The following is a 19,346-nucleotide window of genomic DNA, read 5'->3' as shown; positions in this document are numbered from 1 at the left end:
TCTCTGGGCAACCAAACACCCAGAGCGCTAAATGTACGATTATCGCCTCAGTCTGCTGATGCTGGTAGGCATCTACCTTATCTCTCCAGTCATGATGGACTGGTGGCTCGATGACCGTGCCGCCTGGTATCGTCCATTTGGAATCTGGGCGCTTCTGATTGCTCTCTACATCTGGTTCAACAGCAAGCAGAAGGACAACGATGACGTTTAGCCTTGGTCAGCTGGCGCTTCTCGGCGTTGGCTATCTGTTTTCTCTTTTTCTCGCGGCATACGCCGTCGAGCGTAACTGGCTACCACGCAGCTGGGTTCGCCACCCTCTTGTGTATGTTCTGTCTCTCGGGGTTTACGCCAGTGCCTGGGCTTTCTATGGCTCGGTAGGCCTCGCCAACCAGTACGGTTACGGTTTTCTCGCTTACTACATGGGGATTTCAGGGGCGTTCGTGATGTCCCCGATTCTGCTTAAGCCAATTTTACAGATTACGCGGACGTATCAGCTCAGCTCACTCGCTGATTTATTGGCGTTCCGTTACCGGTCGCGATGGGCTGGAATCTCCGTGTCGCTGATCATGCTGGCGGTAGTGATTCCTATGCTGACGCTGCAGATCACAGCCATCGGTGACACCTTGTACCTGCTTAACCGCGAGTGGCCGGTTGAGAATCTGGCGCTGGCGTACTGCCTGATCATGATTCTGTTCGCCATTCTGTTTGGCGCCAGACACGTATCTCCGCGCGAGAAGCACGAAGGCCTGGTATTTGCGATTGCCTTTGAGTCCGTTCTGAAACTGGTCGCTATTCTTGTGCTAGGTGGTGTTGTACTGTTTGGCGTATTCCCCGAAGTCGGCGGTCTGGAGCAATGGTTATCAGACAACCAGGCTCAGCTCGCCCGCGAGCAAGTGCGTTTGCAAGATGGCCCGTGGCGAACCCTTCTGCTGATGTTCTTTGCCGCCGCTGTCGCCATGCCCCACATGTTCCACATGGCGTTCACCGAGAACAACAACCCCGGCGCCCTGAAACACGCCAGCTGGGGATTCCCGCTTTTCCTGCTGATCATGAGCCTGTCGGTGCCGCCTATTCTGTGGGCCGGTTACTATCTGAATGTTGACAGCGATCCGTCCTACTTTGCTCTGGGTATCGGCCTGGCGCTGGAATCTGAATTCCTGACTGTGATGATTTTCGTCGGTGGTCTGGCCGCCGCATCAGGCATCATCATTGTGACCACCCTGTCGACGGCGGCGATGTTTCTAAACCACCTGGTGCTGCCTATTTATAAACCCGCACCACGCTACGATTTCTATCGCTGGCTGCTGTGGATGCGTCGCTCGCTGATCGGGGTCATCCTGTTACTGGCGTACGGTTTTTACCGCATCGTTGGCTCTGATCTCGACCTCAGCCAACTGGGTATTCTCGGGTTCGTTGCCTGCTCACAATTTCTGCCCGGTATCCTCGGACTACTCTACTGGCCGCAGTCCAACCGCAAAGGTTTTATCTCGGGTCTGGTGGTCGGCACCATCACCTGGATCTACGGTCTGTTATTACCGTTCTGCGAGCTGGCACTGGGCTGGGAGATTCCGTTCTTCCTGCCACCGACGGATGAAGGCAACTGGCACTTATCTGCCATAACAGCGATCGGTATCAACTTTCTGTTGTTTGTCATTATCAGTCTGAGTACCAAACGCAGCGCCGAAGAGCAGTCCGCAGCGGATGCCTGCTCTATCGATAACGTATCACGACCCTCGCGCCTGCCTCTGCAGGCGGTCAATACCAATGAAGTGATTAACGCTCTGACGCCGTCATTGGGCCGTTACGTTGCTGAACGCGAAGTCTATCAGGCGTTAGATGATCTGGAGCTGCCTTCTTACGAAGACCGGCCGTACGCGTTGCGTCGCCTGCGCGCCCGACTTGAAGCTAACCTCTCAGGTTTGATGGGCCCAACGGTTGCTCACGATCTGGTGAACCGCTATCTGCCGTTCCAGAAAGACGTTGAGCTGACCGAAGACATCTTTCAGCTTGAGCAACGCCTTGAAGGTTTCCACAGCCGACTGGGCGGCCTTGCCAGTGAGCTGGATAACCTGCGTCGCTATCACCGCGAGACGCTCGAACGACTGCCCATGGGGGTCTGCTCGCTGGCACCGGATGGTGAAGTGCTGATGTGGAATCAGGTAATGTCGCAGCTTACCGGTACCGAATCCCGCGAAGTGACTGGCTCGCACGTCAGCCGCTTGCCTGCGCCCTGGGGGCCGATGCTGACCGATTTTCTGACCAGCCACGCCATGCATAAACACAAGCACCGGGTCGATAGTGCGGGGCGCCCGCGCTGGTTCGGGATGCACAAAGCAGTATTGCAACCAAGTGGAAGCCAGCCCGGCGGCACAGTGATTCTGCTTGAGGACCAGACGGAAACTCAGCTCCTTGAAGAAGAACTGATGCACAGTGAGCGCCTTGCGTCGATCGGTCGTCTTGCTGCCGGCGTCGCCCACGAAATTGGCAACCCAATCACGGGGATCGACTGTCTGGCGCAAAGCATGCGTTACGAGACCGACAACCCGGAATTACTGGAAATGGCCGACCAGATTCAGGAACAGACCAAGCGTGTTACCCGAATCGTGCAATCACTGATGAACTTCTCTCATGCCGGTCATCACAGCACAGAACACGAGCCGGTCGACGCCACCTACTGTATTAACGAAGCCATCCAGCTTCTTAAGCTGAGTAAACGCAGTCAGGACATCAATTTTATTAACGACTGCCCGCCCGAACTGATGACTATGGGAGATGCTCAGCGTCTGGTGCAGGTGTTTGTAAACCTGCTGGGTAACGCGCGCGATGCCTCCGAAGCCGGCGGCACCATCTGGGTTCAGGGCGATATGGATGAACAGCAGGTCAGAATCCGCGTGATCGATGACGGACACGGCATTCCGGCGGAAACGCTCGATCATATATTTGAGCCATTTTTTACCACCAAAGACGTGGGTAAAGGGACGGGACTGGGACTATCACTGGTCTACAGCATCATTGAAGAGCACTACGGTCACATCGCAATCGACAGCCCATTGGCCAGCGGACGCGGAACCTGTGTTACAGTCAGTCTTCCACGTTGTGAACAACCTGAGTTAACGGATCACCATTCATGAGTCATATTCTGGTCGTAGAAGACGAAGCTATTATCCGCAACGCGGTGCGTCGCCTGTTAACTCGCCATAATCATGAAGTGACTGAAGCAGACTCTGTCGATGCCGCCAAAGCGCTCGACCTGACCAGCTATGACATGATCATCAGCGACCTGAGACTGCCTGGTGGCCATGGCACTGACCTTATTGAGCTCGCAGGTAAAGTGCCGGTTCTTATCATGACCAGCTACGCCAGCCTGCGTTCTGCCGTCGATGCCATGAAGCTCGGCGCGGTTGATTACATTGCCAAACCCTTTGATCACGACGAAATGATTCAGGCAGTTGAACGTATCCTGGCGATGCGTACAGAGACAACTGACGCAGTTGCCGACCCGCACGACGACCTGCCCGAGCCAGTACCTTCCTCTAAAACCGGAATTATAGGCAGCTGCGAGCCGATGCAGTTGTTATTCCGCAAGATTGCCAAAGTCGCCCCGACTGATGCCACTGTGCTTATCCAGGGCGAGTCCGGTACCGGTAAAGAGCTGGTTGCGAAAGCGATCCATAATCAAAGCCGACGTGCCGACAAACCACTGATTTCAGTAAACTGTGCGGCCATTCCTGAAACTCTGATCGAGTCGGAACTCTTTGGTCACGAGAAAGGTGCATTTACCGGTGCAACGGCACAGCGCCAGGGTCTGGTTGAAGCTGCCGATGGCGGCACCCTGTTTCTGGATGAAATCGGCGAACTGCCTCTGGAAGCACAGGCTCGCCTGCTACGCGTTCTACAGGAGGGCGAGATCCGTCGTGTCGGCTCCGTGCAAAGCCAGAAAGTGAATGTCCGCCTTGTTGCCGCTACACACCGCAACCTGAAAGAACTCTCCTCGCAGGGTGAATTCCGTGAAGACCTCTACTACCGTCTGAATGTTATGGAGCTGCACCTGCCGCCGTTGCGAGACCGAGGTGAAGATGTCATTGAGATTGCTGTAGCTATGCTGGCTCGCGCCTGCGAAAAGATGGCGACGGCCCCAATGCGCTTTAACGATGCCTCACTGAAAGCCATTCGTGATTACCACTGGCCCGGCAATGTACGCGAGCTTGAGAACGCAGTAGAGCGCTCCGTTATCCTTGCTGAATCCGACGAGGTCGAGCCCGATCTGCTGGGCATTGAAGTCAGCCCCGACCGTTACATCAGCGATTCCATGCGTAACAGTCTTGTCGAAGACAACCCCTACCAGCCCACAGACCAGAACGACGAGCAACAGGGGGACCTGTCGCTGGACGATTACTTTGTGCACTTCGTGCTCGAAAACGAAGCCTCAATGACCGAGACCGAACTGGCGAAAAAGCTCGGTATCTCACGTAAATCACTGTGGGAACGCCGGCAACGCCTGGGTATTCCACGCAAAAAGGGTGGCCGCTGATTCCAGCTCGGCCACTCCTGCTGTCAGCCCTTACCGTTACACACTCCTCTCGAGACAGCCTTCTTCCTTTTCTGTTACGCACATAACGAATCCAGTTACAGAGTGTTACTCAGGTATCAAATCTGTTACCGAATGGCTCACAGTTAGTAACACTTTAGTCTAACTGTCTATAATTATAGACAGGTGTAATTTCATAAATCATTGATTTTTAAGTGATTTTTATTTTTGGCACGGCTTTCGCTTTATAGACAGTACTGAGCTGGTGTCCATCAATAAAAATAACAAAGAGACACTGCCGGTAAGCGGGAGGCGCACAAATAACAATAATAAAGCGCCGGAAATTCCCAACCTCATAACAAAAACGACAATGGCCACCATTGTTAGTTTCGAATGAGCAGAGACATAACAACAATAAAAACAGAAGCTCTGCCTATTCAAAACGACGATGATACCTGTGGCAGCACAGAATAATAAGAATAACGCCCCTGAAGAGCCGCATAAGCGGCTTTTTTATTGTCTGTTCGTCAGACATCAGCCTCTGGCCCAGCAATCATTCCCGATCGGTAACGTCTTTGTTACCCCTACCTCAAGCCTTCGACTAAAGTGTTACCCCCACTCACCCAACTGTTACCAATAGACATATGTCAGCGTAATGTTACGTAACACTTTCTGTAAAAATGCGCCTACCACACATCACCAAAAAACATAACCCATTGAAAAATATAGGTTTTTAAAAATTGGCACGGTCTTGGCATTATTTTACATACAGCAGGACGACACCAATAAAAATAACAAAGTCGAACTGCGGGGCTTGCTGCTGAAACGCAAACAATAAAAATAATCAGCAAGCCCGGTGAAGAACCCCTTCACAAACAATAAGAAGTACGGAAGAACAGAGAAAAATAAGACAGTTGGGCCGCTAACAATAAAAATAACAGAGGCGTCCAAACAAAGACTGCAGAAAGAATCCAAGAAGCCGCACCTGCGGCTTTTTTATTGCCTGAAATTCGCCCTACCCGATTCGACCTCTTCATAACCTCTCGACGGTTTACTCTTCAGTGGCATCCGGCGTAAGGCTGATTGAACATTTACTCAGTGTTACGTTTCCTGAAGTTTGTTACCTGTGGGTTACACAATCCGTAATCTTTCGTAACACTTCGGCCCACAGCACAACTCAAAAACCGGGGCAATGAAACATAAGCTATTGATATATATAGGTTTTTAAAAGTTGGCACACCATTCGCTTTATATTCATCAGAGAGCAACGCAAACTATAAAAATAACAAATGCGACGCCTCAGCAAGATCTCAGAACGAAGCGCACCAATAAAAATAACAAAGTGCTTCCAACGGGATCGGGTAGAGAAGAAGGGCCAACAATAAAAATAACAAAGGCCTGGGTGACAAATGTTTTGAATGCGCATTGAGCGCCGACAACAACAATAAAAAATGAGGCAGGGGATGCCCATTCAAAACATCTGTCGACATGGTTGCTGGGCATAACAATAACAACATCCGGCACAACCGACTCAGAAAGCCGCACTGGCCCCAATCAGTGCGGCTTTTTCTTTGCCTGTTACCTACCCCTCCGGGCCAGCTTCAACTGTTTACTTTGTGTCCGCTCCGGCTTAGCTGTAAACTCGCTCGCAGATTAACCAGAGAACCACTTCTATCGTGACCCTGATCAACCGAGTCAAAAAGCTGTTCAGCCAGAAAGTCGCTGCCGATGACGTACAGCTGCGTGTGATTCCGCGCGACGAGCATTCTATTTCCCGCACAAACATCAGTGAGGCTGCGCTTAAGGTCCTCTATCGACTGCGTAAAGCAGGCTACGGTGCGTACCTTGTGGGTGGCGGTGTCCGCGATAACCTTCTGGGTTTGTCACCTAAAGATTTCGATGTGTCGACCGATGCGACACCAGAGCAGGTTAACGCTCTGTTCCGCAACTCTCGCCTGATCGGTCGCCGCTTTAAGCTGGTTCATGTCGTGTTTGGCCGCGAAGTGATTGAGGTCGCGACCTTCCGTGCTCCACCTTCTGAAGAGCACTCAGACAAAGTATCCCGTCAGGGCGACCAGGGTATGATCCTGCGCGATAACGTTTACGGAAATAAAGATGAAGACGCCATGCGCCGCGACTTCACCATTAATGCTCTGTACTACAACATTGATGATTTCAGCGTGCACTCCTACGCTGGCGGCTGGGACGACCTGAAGGCAAAACAGATCCGTCTGATCGGTGACCCGGCGACACGTTACCGCGAAGACCCGGTACGCATGCTGCGAGCTATCCGCTTTGCGGTAAAACTCGGCTTTGATATCGAAGCCAACACAGCGGCGCCAATTCGCGACATGGCGCCGCTGATGACTCAGATTCCTGCAGCACGCCTGTTTGAAGAGTCACTGAAGCTTATTCTGGCGGGTAACGCACTGGATACTGTGCGTATGCTGCGTGACTACCACCTGTTCGAACCTCTGTTCCCGTCTGCTGAGCAACGTATGCAGGAAGACGATTACGCCGTGTCTCTCATTGAGAACACCATGCGTAACACCGATGCCCGCATCCAGGCGGGTAAGTCAGTAACACCTTATTTCTTCCTCGCAGCCTTGCTCTGGCCACAACTGAATAAAGTGCGTCAGAAATACGAAGACGACGGCATGGCGCCGCATCCGGCCATTCAGAAGGCTGCCGATAAAGTGCTCCAGGAACAGGTGAAAGCAACAGCGATTCCTAAGCGTTTCTCGATCCCGATGCGTGAGATCTGGGAGATGCAGCTGCGCCTGCCAAAAACACGTAGCCGCAAGGCTGCCGAGCTGACCCAGCATCCGCGCTTCCGTGCCGCCTACGACTTCCTGCTATTACGTCATCAGTCCGGTGAAGATCTGCAGGAGCTGTGTGACTTCTGGACCGACATACAGAAAGATCATCCACCGGCAGCCAGTCGTTCGCACGACAGACGCAACGATGGTGCAGGCGAACGTAATGATGGCCAGCGTCGCCGCCGTCCACGTCGTCGCCGCAACGGCAATAACAACCGTAGCTGACCCCAATGACCACGGTTTATATCGGGCTTGGGGCCAACATTGACGGGCCCATCGAGCAGATTCATATCGCCCTGCAAACACTGAAAGCACTGCCAGAGACTCAGCTCCATCGGTGTTCTTCTCTTTATGGCAGCGCACCGCTCGGCCCTGAAGATCAGCCCGACTATGTGAATGCAGTCGCCGAACTTGAAACCGGGCTCTCCCCTATGGATCTCCTCGATGCTTTACAGGCGATCGAAAAGACCCAGGGCCGGGTAAAGCAGCGCCACTGGGGTGAGCGCTGTATTGACCTCGACATTCTTCTGTACGGTGATGAAACACTGAGTTCAGAACGCCTCAACCTCCCGCACCACGAAATGAAGAACCGGTCGTTCGTCGTTACTCCATTGCTTGAGATCGCGCCGGATCTCGTCCTTCCTGACGGGCAACCGCTCTGTCAGATTGAGCCTGAATTTGATGGCGATCTGCACAAGCTGCAATCGCCCGTTATTGACTTATAACCCACAATCCGCACCATACGCCCATAACCCGCGTATCGGGATTACCGGAGAATAAACAGCATGAGCGCTATCAGCATCCGCACGTTACAAAGCATGAAAGACAAAGGTCAGAAGTTTTCTGTACTGACCGCGTACGATGCCACCTTCGCCCAACTTGCCGCCGACGCAGGTGTTGAGGCCCTGCTGGTTGGTGATTCACTCGGTAACGTTATTCAGGGGCAGACCAGCACGATTCCTGTGACCCTCGAAGAAATGGTTTATCACACCGCGGCCGTGGCACGCGGCAACGCCCGTGCAGAACGTCAGGCACTTATTATGACTGACCTGCCATTTATGACTTATGGTGATATTGCGACAGGCGTAGCAAGCGCACGTGCTGTCATGCAGGCGGGTGCCCACATGGTGAAGGTCGAAGGTGATGACTGGCTGGTGCCTCTTGTCGAAAGCCTGGCACGTCAGGGAGTTCCTGTATGCGCACACCTAGGCCTGACACCGCAAGCTGTGAACAAAATGGGCGGTTATCGCGTTCAGGGCCGCGAAGAAGAAAAAGCCGATGCCATGGTCGCGCACTCCATTGCTCTGGCAGAAGCCGGGGCTGATATTATCCTGCTTGAATGTGTTCCAAGCCCTCTTGCGAAGCGCATTACCGAAGCAGTGAATGTTCCTGTTGTCGGCATTGGTGCGGGTTCAGACACGGATGCTCAGGTGCTGGTGTGTTACGACATGCTCGGCCTCAATACTCAGCACATTCCTAAGTTTGTTAAGAACTACATGACCGATGGCCGTACTGTGCCCGAAGCCATCAAATCCTACGCCGATGAAGTTCGCGATGGCAGCTTCCCCGCTCCAGAACACGGATTTGATGCATGATTACAGTTCATACGATTGCTGAACTGCGGGAACACGTCCGCAACGCTCGTATGAGCGGAAAACGTATTGGCTTTGTGCCGACGATGGGTAACCTGCATGCCGGCCACATCAGCCTGGTAGATCGAGCCAACGACGAGACCGACTACGTCGTCAGCAGCATCTTTGTGAATCCGCTGCAGTTCAACGACAAAACTGACCTGCAACGCTATCCGCGCACCCTGCCGCAGGATCAGGAAAAGCTTGCCGCAGCCAACTGCGACCTTCTGTTCGCACCAGACGTTGATGAAATGTACCCGAACGGCCAGGACGAACAAAGCATCGTCCATGTGCCTGTAGTTTCTGAAGGTCTGTGTGGAGGCAGCCGTCCGGGTCACTTCGATGGCGTGTCGACTGTTGTTACCAAGCTGTTTAATCAGGTACTGCCCGACGCCGCTTTCTTTGGCGAGAAAGACTTCCAACAGGTCGCCGTCATCAAGAAAATGGTTAGCGATCTATGTATTCCGGTAGAGGTTGTCACTGTGCCGACCGCCCGGGCCGAAGATGGCCTGGCACTGAGTTCGCGCAACGGCTATCTGACGGACGAAGAACGCCAGCTCGCCACCGGACTCTACAAGACGCTGAACGAAATCGCCGATGCACTGAACGCGGGTGAATCGCTTGAAAGTAGCCTGAGTGCAGCTAGTCTTCGCCTTGAAGAGCGCGGATTCCGCCCAGACTATGTTGAAGTAAGATCCGCCACAGATCTGAGCTCAGCGGTATCAGGGGTTTCAGAGGTGGTGATTCTGGGGGCCGCATTTTTAGGCAATGCGCGCCTTATTGATAATCTGGTCGTAACATTGAATCGCGGGATTGTTTGAGGCATACTTCCGCGCCTTACGCCGATAGGCTAGAAAATGAGCAGTTCAGACGCCCGCATATTTAAGCGGATTCGAGCTGCCCGAACAGAGAACTTGAAGGGTTTACCCATGCAAACCATCATGCTGAAAGCCAAGCTTCACCAGGCACGTGTGACTCACTCTGTGCTGAATTATGAAGGCTCTTGTGCCATCGACGGCAAGCTGCTCGAACTTACGGGCATGCGTGAGTTTGAACAAATCCAGATCTACAACATTGATAACGGTCAACGTTTCACCACTTACATTATTCGTGGCGAAGATGACTCTGGCATTATCTCTGTAAACGGTGCGGCTGCGCACCACGCCAGTGTTGGCGACCGCATCATTATCTGCGCTTATGGCAACTACAGCGAAGAAGAGCTTGCGACGTTCAAGCCAAAGATGGTGTATATGAACGAAGACAACACTGTCAGTCACACCAGCTTCGACATTCCGGTGCAGGTGGCCTGATCACACGATCACTGCCAAACTGACCACAAAGGCCGCCCACGGGCGGTCTTTTTTTGCCCGTTGAATACCCACACCGTATACTCAATTCATCAGTTACGGAAAAAGTGCAGGAAAACCAATGGGATACACAGGAAGCCTGACGCAGTCAGCAGCGTGGAAAGACCTTCAGGAACACTACAGCGGCATCAGTGACCACCACATGCGCGACTGGTTCAATGAAGACCCCAACCGCTTTGACACCTTCCAGCTTGAAGCTGCAGGCCTGACCCTCGACTACTCCAAAAACCGCATCACCGAAGACACCATGTCACTGCTGCTGAGCCTCGCTCGTGAGCAGGATCTGCCCGCTAAAATCGGTGCAATGTTCAACGGCGAAACCATCAACCGCAGCGAGAACCGTCCGGCTCTGCACACCGCACTGCGCAACTTCGGCGACCGCGACATCATGGTCGATGGCGAAAACATCATGCCTGAGATCCGTGAAACGGTTCACCGCATGGAAGAGTTCTGCTGGAAAATCCGCCGTAACCAATGGCGTGGCTACACCAACAAACCGTTCACTGACGTCGTATCGATCGGTATTGGTGGTTCCTTCCTCGGCCCTAAACTGGCGTCCAGCGCACTCAAGCCCTATTGGGACAGCCGCCTGAATATTCACTACCTGGCTAACATCGACGGCTCGCACATTACCGAGATCTTAAAGCGACTCGACCCGGCGACCACCCTGTTTATTATTCAATCCAAGTCATTTGGTACGCAGGAAACCCTGAAGAACGCCAATGCCTGCCGTCAGTGGTTCCTTGATAACGGCGGCACCGAAGACGATCTGTGCAAACACTTCACCGCAGTGTCTTCAAACGTAGAAAAAGCCACCGCCTTTGGTATTTCTGAAGAGAACATCTTCCCAATGTGGGACTGGGTTGGCGGCCGTTATTCGCTCTGGTCGGCCATTGGCCTGCCACTGGCGCTGGCCATCGGGATTGATAACTTCCGCGACCTGCTACGCGGCGCCTACCTGATGGATGAGCATTTCCGCACGGCCCCGCTCGAACACAACATGCCCGTCATTATGGCTTTGCTGGGTGTCTGGTACGTTAACTTCTTTGGTGTGAACTCCCACGCCATCCTGCCATACGACCACTACCTGCGCTCGCTGCCTGCTCACCTGCAACAGCTCGACATGGAAAGTAACGGCAAAAGCGTGACCATTGATGGTAGCAAAGTAAATTACAACACCGGCCCGGTGATCTGGGGCGGTGTGGGTACCAACGGCCAGCACGCGTTCCACCAGCTGCTGCACCAGGGCACGCACTTTTCTCCGTGCGACTTCATCATGCCGATGAACAGCCACAACCCGATTGATAACTTCCACGCCATGCTGGTATCTAACTGCCTGTCTCAGAGTCAGGCGCTACTGCAGGGTAAATCTGAAGACGAAGCGATTGAAGAACTGGTCGCCTCTGGCATTAGCAAGGCCGAAGCCATGGTGCTGGCGCCACACAAAGTGATTCCCGGTAACCGCCCGTCTAACACGCTCTACTTCCCGAAATCGACACCACAGGTCGTGGGCGCACTGATTGCGCTGTACGAGCATAAAGTCGCGGCACAGGGCATGCTCTGGGACGTGAACTCCTTCGACCAGTGGGGCGTAGAACTGGGTAAGAAACTCGGTAACAAAGTGCTCGATGCGCTGGAGTCGCAGAGTGCACCTGACGGATTTGACGGCTCGACCAACGGCCTGATTAACGCATTCCATCGTATGCAGAAGCTTCTGTGACCCTATATACAGATTCAGTACGTGGTTTGTAGCACGCCGTAGATACATCCCTGTAGGCTCTTTGCCAGCATCCCTGCTGGCAAAGGCTACTCACCACGTACTAAATCTGTTGTCACCTCCGCGTGTGTGGAGTGCCGTATAGCGGGCTGAGTACCTATAAGCCTTCTTAACGACAACACATTGCTAACCAGTGTAAAATGCGGCGCTTTATACCTTCAGTCTGGTGTTACCTATGACAGCGCATTCTTCATCGTTTCATGCCATCGAATGGCGCGGCCAGTCGCTACATCTGTTAGATCAACGCGTATTGCCGCACACCCACACAGTGCATGAATACACCACCGCTGCCGACGTTGCTGATGCCATCCGTGACATGGTCGTGCGAGGCGCGCCTGCCATCGGTATCACCGCCGCCTACGGGTATGCACTGGACGCCCTCAATGGTCGCGACCTTGGCGAAGCCTACAAAGTACTGGCCGAATCCCGCCCAACCGCCGTCAATCTTTTCTGGGCGCTGGAACGCATGGCGAATCTGGGTACTGAAGACCCACACGCACTCGTCGCCGAAGCGAAGAAGATTCACGAAGAAGACATCGCAGCGAATCTGGCCATGGGGCAGTTCGGTGCGTCACTGATCAAAGAAGGCAGCCGCATTTACACCCACTGCAACACAGGCGCACTCGCGACCGGCGGCCATGGTACGGCGCTGGGCATTATTCGCTCGGCCTACGCCGACGGTAAAATCACGCAGGTATACGCTGGTGAAACCCGACCATGGTTACAGGGTGCGCGTTTAACCGCCTGGGAGCTGATGCAGGACAATATTCCGGTAAAACTCGTGTGCGACGGCGCAGCGGCACAGCTGTTCCGCGCCAAGGGCGCAGACTGGGTGATTGTCGGTGCCGACCGCATTACCGCCAACGGCGATGTGGCCAACAAAATCGGTACCTACAGCCTCGCTGTATTGGCAAAGCACCACGGCATGAAAGTCATGGTGGCGGCTCCGACCACCACCTTCGACCTGTCACTCGACAGCGGTAGCGCCATCCCGATTGAACAGCGCCCGATGTCAGAGGTGACCTCTCTGAACGGCCAGCCAATCGCACCAGAAGGCTGTGAGGCAATTAATCCGTCGTTTGATGTAACGCCTGCTGAGCTGATCGACGCCATCGTGACCGAAAAAGGCTTTGTCGAACATCCAACGGTCGAAAACATCGCCGTCATGGTAAACAGCTAATGACCGCCTTTAATAAATCAGCATTTCAGAAAGCCGCTACCGACCTCTGCCGGTACGGTAAAATCCTGTACGACAACAACTGGTCACCCGCCACCAGCTCAAACTACTCAGTACGCCTGAATGAAGACGTCTGCGCACTGACCAGCTCGGGTAAACACAAGGGCGAACTGACGCCTGCGGATATTCTCGCCGTGAACATGCAAGGTGAACCGCTGTCAGAAGGTAAACCGTCGGCAGAAACCGGACTGCACACCCAACTGTATCGCCGCGACGCAAATATAGGCGCGGTACTGCATACGCACTCCCCTACCGTGGTGTTACTGTCGCAGATATGGCAAGACGACAGCCTCAGCATCACCGGCTGGGAGCTGCAAAAAGCCTTCGCCGGTGAAACCACCCACGAAGGTACCGTCACCTTCCCGATTTTTCCGAATGATCAGGATATTGACCGCCTGTCGGCACAGGTAGAAGATCATATGCAGCAACACGGACAAGGCCATGCCTACCTGATCCGTGGCCACGGGGTATACACCTGGGGCAAAGACATCGCTGAGTGTTACCGCCATCTCGAAGCGATTGAACACCTGTTAGGCTACCAACTCGAATTATTAAAAATACGCCAACCGTGAGGCCATTATGAGCGTACTCCGCGTATACACAGATCACGACATCACCAACCTGTTGTTCACCACCGACAACAAAGAAAAGATGGCCGCCCAGCTGGCAGAAGCCGGTGTGCGTTACGAACAGTGGGAAACCGACGCAGAACTTGAACCCGGCGCACCACAAGAAAACGTTATTGCAGCTTACAAAAGCGACATCGACCGCTTAATTGCAGAAAATGGCTATCAAACCGTCGACGTCATCAGCCTCAACGCCGATCATCCGCAGAAAGACGAATTCCGTCAGAAATTCCTCAGTGAGCACACCCACAGCGAAGACGAAGTACGTTTCTTCGTCGCAGGCGAAGGCCTGTTCACCCTGCACATCGGTGAAAAAGTCTACGAAGTACACTGCACCGAAGGCGACTTAATCAGCGTACCGGCGAACACCACCCACTGGTTTGATATGGGCCCGAACCCAGGCTTTATTGCCATCCGCCTGTTTAACAACCCCGATGGCTGGGTCGCCAACTTTACCGGCAGCGACATCGCCGACCGCTTTAACCGCCTCGACAACTGACCATTAAAATAAACACGAAACAAGTGACAGTAAACTGATGGACGCTTCTGTAAAAGTCATACTCACCGATATCGAAGGCACCACCTCTTCGATCAGCTTCGTTAAAGACGTACTTTTCCCGTACGCGGCAGAACACCTGCCGCAATACGTACGCGATCATATCAACGACGACGCTGTAAAACCGGCCCTGCAACAGACCGCAGAGTTAGCAGCAGAAGACGGAGAGAATCTCAGCAACGACGACATCGCCGACAACACAGATGCACTCATCGAAAAACTGCTGCAATGGATTGCAGAAGACCGCAAAGCCACCCCACTCAAAGCCCTGCAAGGCCTCATCTGGAAAACCGGCTACGAAAATGGTGACTACCAAGCGCACATGTACCCGGACGCCACCGAATACCTGAAAAAATGGCACGACAGCGGCCTGCCGCTTTACGTGTATTCATCAGGCTCGGTAAAAGCGCAGGAACTGTTTTTTGGTTATTCACAAGATGGCAATCTGCTGCCTTTATTCAAAGGCCACTTCGATACTCTTGTGGGCGGCAAACGCGAGACTCAGTCATACCTGAATATTCTTGCTGATCTGCAGAAAAACCACGCCGGATTACATGCAAACAACGTACTATTTTTATCAGACATCAAAGAAGAGTTGGATGCCGCCAAAGAAGCGGGGATGCAGACGGTATGGCTAGTTCGTGAAAATGACATTCCGGCAGATGCTGAGCATAAAGCCGTGAAGAGTTTTGCAGAGATTTGAGTACCCGACTGCCCTCCTCTCTGCAGGAGGGGATCATATCCCCGACTGTGTTTCATTTATAAAGAGATCTGATCGAATGAACCGTAGGGTGTGCATTGCACACCGGCCATCTAGCTTGGTGACGATAAGATGGAACTAGCCAAACAGCGTCAGAATCGGCAGATTTATCTAGCCTAGCAGACCAGCATCACATCTCCTACCATGACTGTCAGGCCAAACTTAACCTATACCAGACGCTGTGTTAAGGTCACGCTATATCCAGACAACATCAAGGGAAGCGATATGGAAGTCAGTATTAAAGGGAATGAAGCAACCTTTCAAGGCCAGCCATGGAAGCAAATCAGCCCGCCTGATCAAGGGATGAAAGTGTTCGTCCCAAAGAGCGAACACTCAAACTACAATCGCCTGAAAAACAAAGCCAAGACTGACTACCACGCAGGCTACCTGTTATCCCAACTCGACAGTCTCAATAACCGCCATGGACTGCTCCGCAGTAGAGTTAGCCGATTCAAACCGACCGAACACAAGCTTGAGCTTGACGGCGGCTATATCAGCTACAGCATGGCTAATGGATGTGTGTTTATTCAGGACTATGACGTCGTAAGAAGCCGCTCAAAAGACAAAGCTGGCTTGTATCAAGTCGCATTCAAAGGTTCCAGTAAAGGCGTTTGGGAAGCTAAAGAGACATCCAGAATTCATTCGGACCACATTGCTGTTAATGGTGGGTTCGCGGACATCCTGAGTGCAACCTCGCAGATGCCAGCATTTATCGAACGTGGCTACAAACCAGAGACCACTAAAGCCACCTTAGAAAATAGTGACTTCACCATTTTCTACAACGATATTGGCACAGGAATCGGATCAGATTTCCGAGAAGTATTCGACGCATCAATCGTAAATACCAAAGGTGGATCTGAAAACGCCAAGAAGCTTGCTCAGATAATCCGTATTGAAGCGAGAGCTGGTAAAGAGCTTAACTGGACACTGCATGAGAAAGGCCATGCGCTTTTCAAACGTGCACTACAGATCGCGCTGAAGGAGCTTTCACCGAAAGAGATCGAAAACCTGGGTAAACAGAAAGTATTCTATGCCAACCCAACGATGAACCTCTCTGTCATCGACCATTACCGTAAGAAAGCGGGCATGCAACTAGCCCCACAGCGCCCGCTTATGAACGAGCTGAATCTGTCACAAACCTGGGGAACAGGAAACGCCATCAGTGAGATTCATGTATCAGCACGGCAGATGAAAGAGCAAGGAGAAAACGGCCTGCGCAACCTGACACCTGGCCAACTTACTGCCACTGGTTTCAAACGTACAATGATGGCAGCCGTAGGGGCTAGCCCTTACCTGATACCGGAAGCAGCGCTATCTGTTCAAGCTGTATCGTTTGCGACCGGGTGGGCTGCACTGGTTATGTCTAACTTCGGAGCCAATTCAAAAGTAATCGAGAATGGTGGTGATATGATTGACCACACGATCCAAAAGCTTCGCCACCGAGCCTAAAGCATGTCTTACCCTATTTTTGGCAAAATCCGTTTCCCTAGTTTAAAGAGTGCCCCACAACGCTCTTTCAATCTTTCGGATATAAAAGTTTCGATAAAGTTGAACTCTGTGTTGACCAAATGGGGCGAACAAGAAAATTTTCCCGATAACATCAACATATTTGACCAGGAACAGTATCAGCACGATGGCAATTCAATTGGGTATCACAGTTATTTCAGAACAAGATGGGATATCAAGGGCACAGTTCTGAGGCAATCAGAGAAGTCACATATTTACGTAAACTTAGCTATCGTAAAAGGAAACAAAGGTCAAAACTTCTTTATTCCCGAACAGCTACAAGAAACCATAACCTTGGAGAATCACAAGCGATTCGATGATGATTCTTACTACTTAAATGTCACTGCATTGAAAGAGTGCAAGCATGTTTCTATAAACGATGCTAACTACCTGTTCTATGTTAATGACATCGAATACTGTGCGACTGCTGACTCCCAAGACTATGTTTGGATAACACCGATCACAGAAAACCACTATCTACAGTTCACCTTTGGCGTTACGAATAACACAGATGTTCGGGATCACCTCGAAACAGTAAAAGACTACTGCACCTCCATCATGCAAACCGTCCAGATCGACTTTCCTGACTGGGTTAAGAGGGAGAAGGCCATTGCCGCATCAGTATCGAAAGATATAAATCAAGGCGTAGCCATGGAGCCTCTGATATGGAAGCGAGAAGCAGAGACAGGTTCATACCTGGATTTCAAAAGAGAAGCCTCTGAGAAGGCAAAACAAACCGAAGAGCAGAACTGACCAAACACGATTGGTGCGCAGTGCGCACCCTACGACCAGTAGCTAAACCTCAAAGTGTGCTCTCAAAGACCATAATTCCACGCAGTCTCGCCTCGCCGATAAATCGCAACAGCCGCTCTTTCAGACATATATTGAAAAAGCTCCTGTTCCCAACGCGACTCATGGAATTTACCTAATGTTCTCTCTACTTCAAACTGAAAGACTTTGGGCTCGATTTCATTGGCAAACTGCCAGACATCGACGATGGCTTCTTTTCGACTACGTAAGAGCTCGGGCGTCGGTATTTTATCACGCTTCTCGTTATTCACTGTTCTTGCAGCTGGTAAGAGATTCCATAAATCATTATTGCGCCAGAGAGAGAAAGGCAATGCGTGGTCTACATCCATCGTTGCCAGAGTAATTTTCTTATCACTCCACACACAAGATAGATTTTCACGTTCTTCATACATACGCCGGGCTATACCCTGCTCGCGCTCTGGTAGCCCTTCTTTTAACAGATAAGATAACGTGGCACCCCGTTGAATTGATGGATCTTTCGACATTGAAAATTTTTCACAGAGTTCTGACCAACGCAGTATTAGCGAATCGCGAATCCAGTGGCTGGAGAGGCAAAACTCTCTCCATAGATCCACATGCAACATCACCAGCCCCGACTGATACCGGAACATTCCACCTTGAGCCGCATGCTTAACTGGACCATCCCTCAACGCCGTTTTTATTGCAGACAAAACGGCTCTTAACTGACGAGCAATATCATTGGTTAAGGTTCCCTTCTTCCACGCTAAAACAAACAGGGTGTATGCAACATCAGGGTCGGGGTCAAAATAGTCCCGACATAAGCAGTTGAGATCGCTGAGCGCCGCGCGGAAAGTGATCGCCCTTTGTGAACCTGGGTGATCAGTTGTGCTTTGCGGAATATGTTCAGAAGCTGAGATCAGTGGCCAGTAATAGGCTAGCCAACACTCTGCCAAGGCTTCAATTGGCATCCCAACATAACCATCAGGAAACCAGTTCACGGCATTCTCGTCACGCTCTGCGATGTCACAGAACGCCCGTAGTAACGCTAGCTTGTAGGTAGCCACTTTCCTGTCGTTTCTTAGAACGGATTCAATACGATCTAAAGGACGATTCGCCTCACTGGACTTCTCAAAAATCAGGGTATTCCACGAGTAGCCTGAACGCCCGAGAGCATCTTCGTCATTGCTATGACTGATAAAAGTGAAGCCGATCTGCTCAGCGATTAAGCGAATTCGTTCGGGATCAGTAGGAACAAAGAGGCGTCCATCGGGATCACGGAACTCTTCATCAAGGTCGTCTCTGGTAGCAGGAATCGAGAGTAGTAAGCGACCTCCTACTTTCAGGAGGTTTCTGATATCAAGAAATGCCTCTAGCTGCTGACCTTGAGGAATGTGCATAAGGACTGCACTGCATAGTATGCCATCGTACTTGTCATCTACTGAAAACCCGGGGAGCGCGCCAGACCGAAGACAACCGGAAAGAGATGGATAACGTTGAATTGCCGCCTGTCTCAGCTCTTCGACAGGCTCAATACCAAACGCGTTATACCCTGCAGCAAGCAGCGCACGGAGATCACGTCCGGTACCACAACCAACATCCAGAATCTGCGAAGCAGGCTTTGGAAATGCCAATGAAAAATACTTCGATATCGGGCTATCGATAGCGTCATAGCGACTAATTACATCGCTGACGTTATGGCTGTAAAACTTGCCCGTCTGGTAATCCATTACAAGCGACACTCCTTACTACATCACTGGTAACACTCTAC

General features: G+C 51.9%; 16 protein-coding genes. 15 read left to right on the top strand and 1 reads right to left on the bottom strand.

Annotation, left to right across the window (positions count from 1 at the left end; all coding sequences use genetic code 11):
- The first annotated feature begins 31 nt into the window (after nucleotides 1-31).
- From B2R29_RS15040 to B2R29_RS14970, 15 genes are all read left to right on the top strand, one after another.
- A complete protein-coding gene (locus tag B2R29_RS15040; RefSeq protein ID WP_068439288.1) occupies nucleotides 32-211 on the top strand; it encodes a hypothetical protein in 180 nt (59 codons plus the stop codon).
- Nucleotides 201-3,131 carry a sensor histidine kinase gene (locus B2R29_RS15035; protein ID WP_301181806.1) on the top strand — a complete coding sequence of 977 codons (2,931 nt, stop codon included), beginning with the start codon at nucleotides 201-203 and terminating at the stop codon, nucleotides 3,129-3,131. The genes B2R29_RS15040 and B2R29_RS15035 overlap by 11 nt, the downstream gene beginning before the upstream one ends.
- On the top strand, nucleotides 3,128-4,531 hold the full coding sequence (locus B2R29_RS15030) for a sigma-54-dependent transcriptional regulator (protein ID WP_301181805.1): 1,404 nt from the start codon (nucleotides 3,128-3,130) through the stop codon (nucleotides 4,529-4,531). The genes B2R29_RS15035 and B2R29_RS15030 overlap by 4 nt, the downstream gene beginning before the upstream one ends.
- 1,673 nt (nucleotides 4,532-6,204) lie before the next feature.
- Nucleotides 6,205-7,572: a polynucleotide adenylyltransferase PcnB gene (pcnB, locus tag B2R29_RS15025; protein ID WP_301181804.1), complete on the top strand. Its 1,368-nt coding sequence runs from the start codon at nucleotides 6,205-6,207 to the stop codon at nucleotides 7,570-7,572.
- Nucleotides 7,573-7,577: 5 nt separating this feature from the next.
- Nucleotides 7,578-8,072 carry a 2-amino-4-hydroxy-6-hydroxymethyldihydropteridine diphosphokinase gene (gene folK, locus B2R29_RS15020; RefSeq protein WP_301181803.1) on the top strand — a complete coding sequence of 165 codons (495 nt, stop codon included), beginning with the start codon at nucleotides 7,578-7,580 and terminating at the stop codon, nucleotides 8,070-8,072.
- A 60-nt stretch (nucleotides 8,073-8,132) separates the two neighbouring features.
- Nucleotides 8,133-8,942: a 3-methyl-2-oxobutanoate hydroxymethyltransferase gene (gene panB / locus B2R29_RS15015; protein ID WP_301181802.1), complete on the top strand. Its 810-nt coding sequence runs from the start codon at nucleotides 8,133-8,135 to the stop codon at nucleotides 8,940-8,942.
- Nucleotides 8,939-9,799, top strand: coding sequence for a pantoate--beta-alanine ligase (gene panC, locus B2R29_RS15010; RefSeq protein WP_301181801.1), 861 nt, complete (start codon nucleotides 8,939-8,941; stop codon nucleotides 9,797-9,799). Before panB ends, panC begins: the two co-directional genes overlap by 4 nt.
- A 108-nt stretch (nucleotides 9,800-9,907) precedes the next feature.
- Nucleotides 9,908-10,288: an aspartate 1-decarboxylase gene (panD, locus tag B2R29_RS15005; protein WP_076516573.1), complete on the top strand. Its 381-nt coding sequence runs from the start codon at nucleotides 9,908-9,910 to the stop codon at nucleotides 10,286-10,288.
- Nucleotides 10,289-10,406: 118 nt separating this feature from the next.
- Nucleotides 10,407-12,065 (top strand): glucose-6-phosphate isomerase, encoded by a 1,659-nt coding sequence (gene pgi / locus B2R29_RS15000; RefSeq protein WP_301181800.1) that lies wholly within the window; start codon nucleotides 10,407-10,409, stop codon nucleotides 12,063-12,065.
- A gap of 232 nt (nucleotides 12,066-12,297) precedes the next feature.
- Entirely contained in the window at nucleotides 12,298-13,302 is a 1,005-nt protein-coding gene (gene mtnA / locus B2R29_RS14995) for an S-methyl-5-thioribose-1-phosphate isomerase (RefSeq protein WP_301181799.1), read from the top strand.
- Complete coding sequence (locus tag B2R29_RS14990) at nucleotides 13,302-13,931, top strand: methylthioribulose 1-phosphate dehydratase (RefSeq protein WP_301181798.1); 630 nt, start codon at nucleotides 13,302-13,304, stop codon at nucleotides 13,929-13,931. Before mtnA ends, B2R29_RS14990 begins: the two co-directional genes overlap by 1 nt.
- A 7-nt stretch (nucleotides 13,932-13,938) precedes the next feature.
- The gene (locus B2R29_RS14985) at nucleotides 13,939-14,484 is read left to right on the top strand and encodes a 1,2-dihydroxy-3-keto-5-methylthiopentene dioxygenase (protein ID WP_301181797.1); all 546 of its coding nucleotides are present in this window, start codon (nucleotides 13,939-13,941) and stop codon (nucleotides 14,482-14,484) included.
- A 37-nt stretch (nucleotides 14,485-14,521) separates the two neighbouring features.
- A complete protein-coding gene (gene mtnC / locus B2R29_RS14980) occupies nucleotides 14,522-15,244 on the top strand; it encodes an acireductone synthase (protein WP_301181796.1) in 723 nt (240 codons plus the stop codon).
- Between the two features lie 282 nt (nucleotides 15,245-15,526).
- On the top strand, nucleotides 15,527-16,750 hold the full coding sequence (locus B2R29_RS14975; RefSeq protein ID WP_301181795.1) for a hypothetical protein: 1,224 nt from the start codon (nucleotides 15,527-15,529) through the stop codon (nucleotides 16,748-16,750).
- A 3-nt stretch (nucleotides 16,751-16,753) separates the two neighbouring features.
- A complete protein-coding gene (locus B2R29_RS14970) occupies nucleotides 16,754-17,560 on the top strand; it encodes a hypothetical protein (RefSeq protein ID WP_301181794.1) in 807 nt (268 codons plus the stop codon).
- A 62-nt stretch (nucleotides 17,561-17,622) separates the two neighbouring features.
- On the opposite strand, the gene B2R29_RS14965 is transcribed toward B2R29_RS14970, so the two are convergent.
- Nucleotides 17,623-19,305, bottom strand: a complete 1,683-nt coding sequence (locus B2R29_RS14965; protein WP_301181793.1) for a methyltransferase domain-containing protein — start codon at nucleotides 19,303-19,305, stop codon at nucleotides 17,623-17,625.
- Between the last annotated feature and the right edge of the window lie 41 nt (nucleotides 19,306-19,346).

The sequence above is a fragment of the Thalassolituus sp. UBA3500 genome (assembly GCF_002377545.1).
In the GTDB taxonomy this organism is placed as follows: Bacteria; Pseudomonadota; Gammaproteobacteria; order Pseudomonadales; family Oceanobacteraceae; genus Thalassolituus.
The sequence above is the reverse complement of the archived record's forward strand: the minus strand, read 5'-3'. Positions and strand labels throughout refer to the sequence as shown.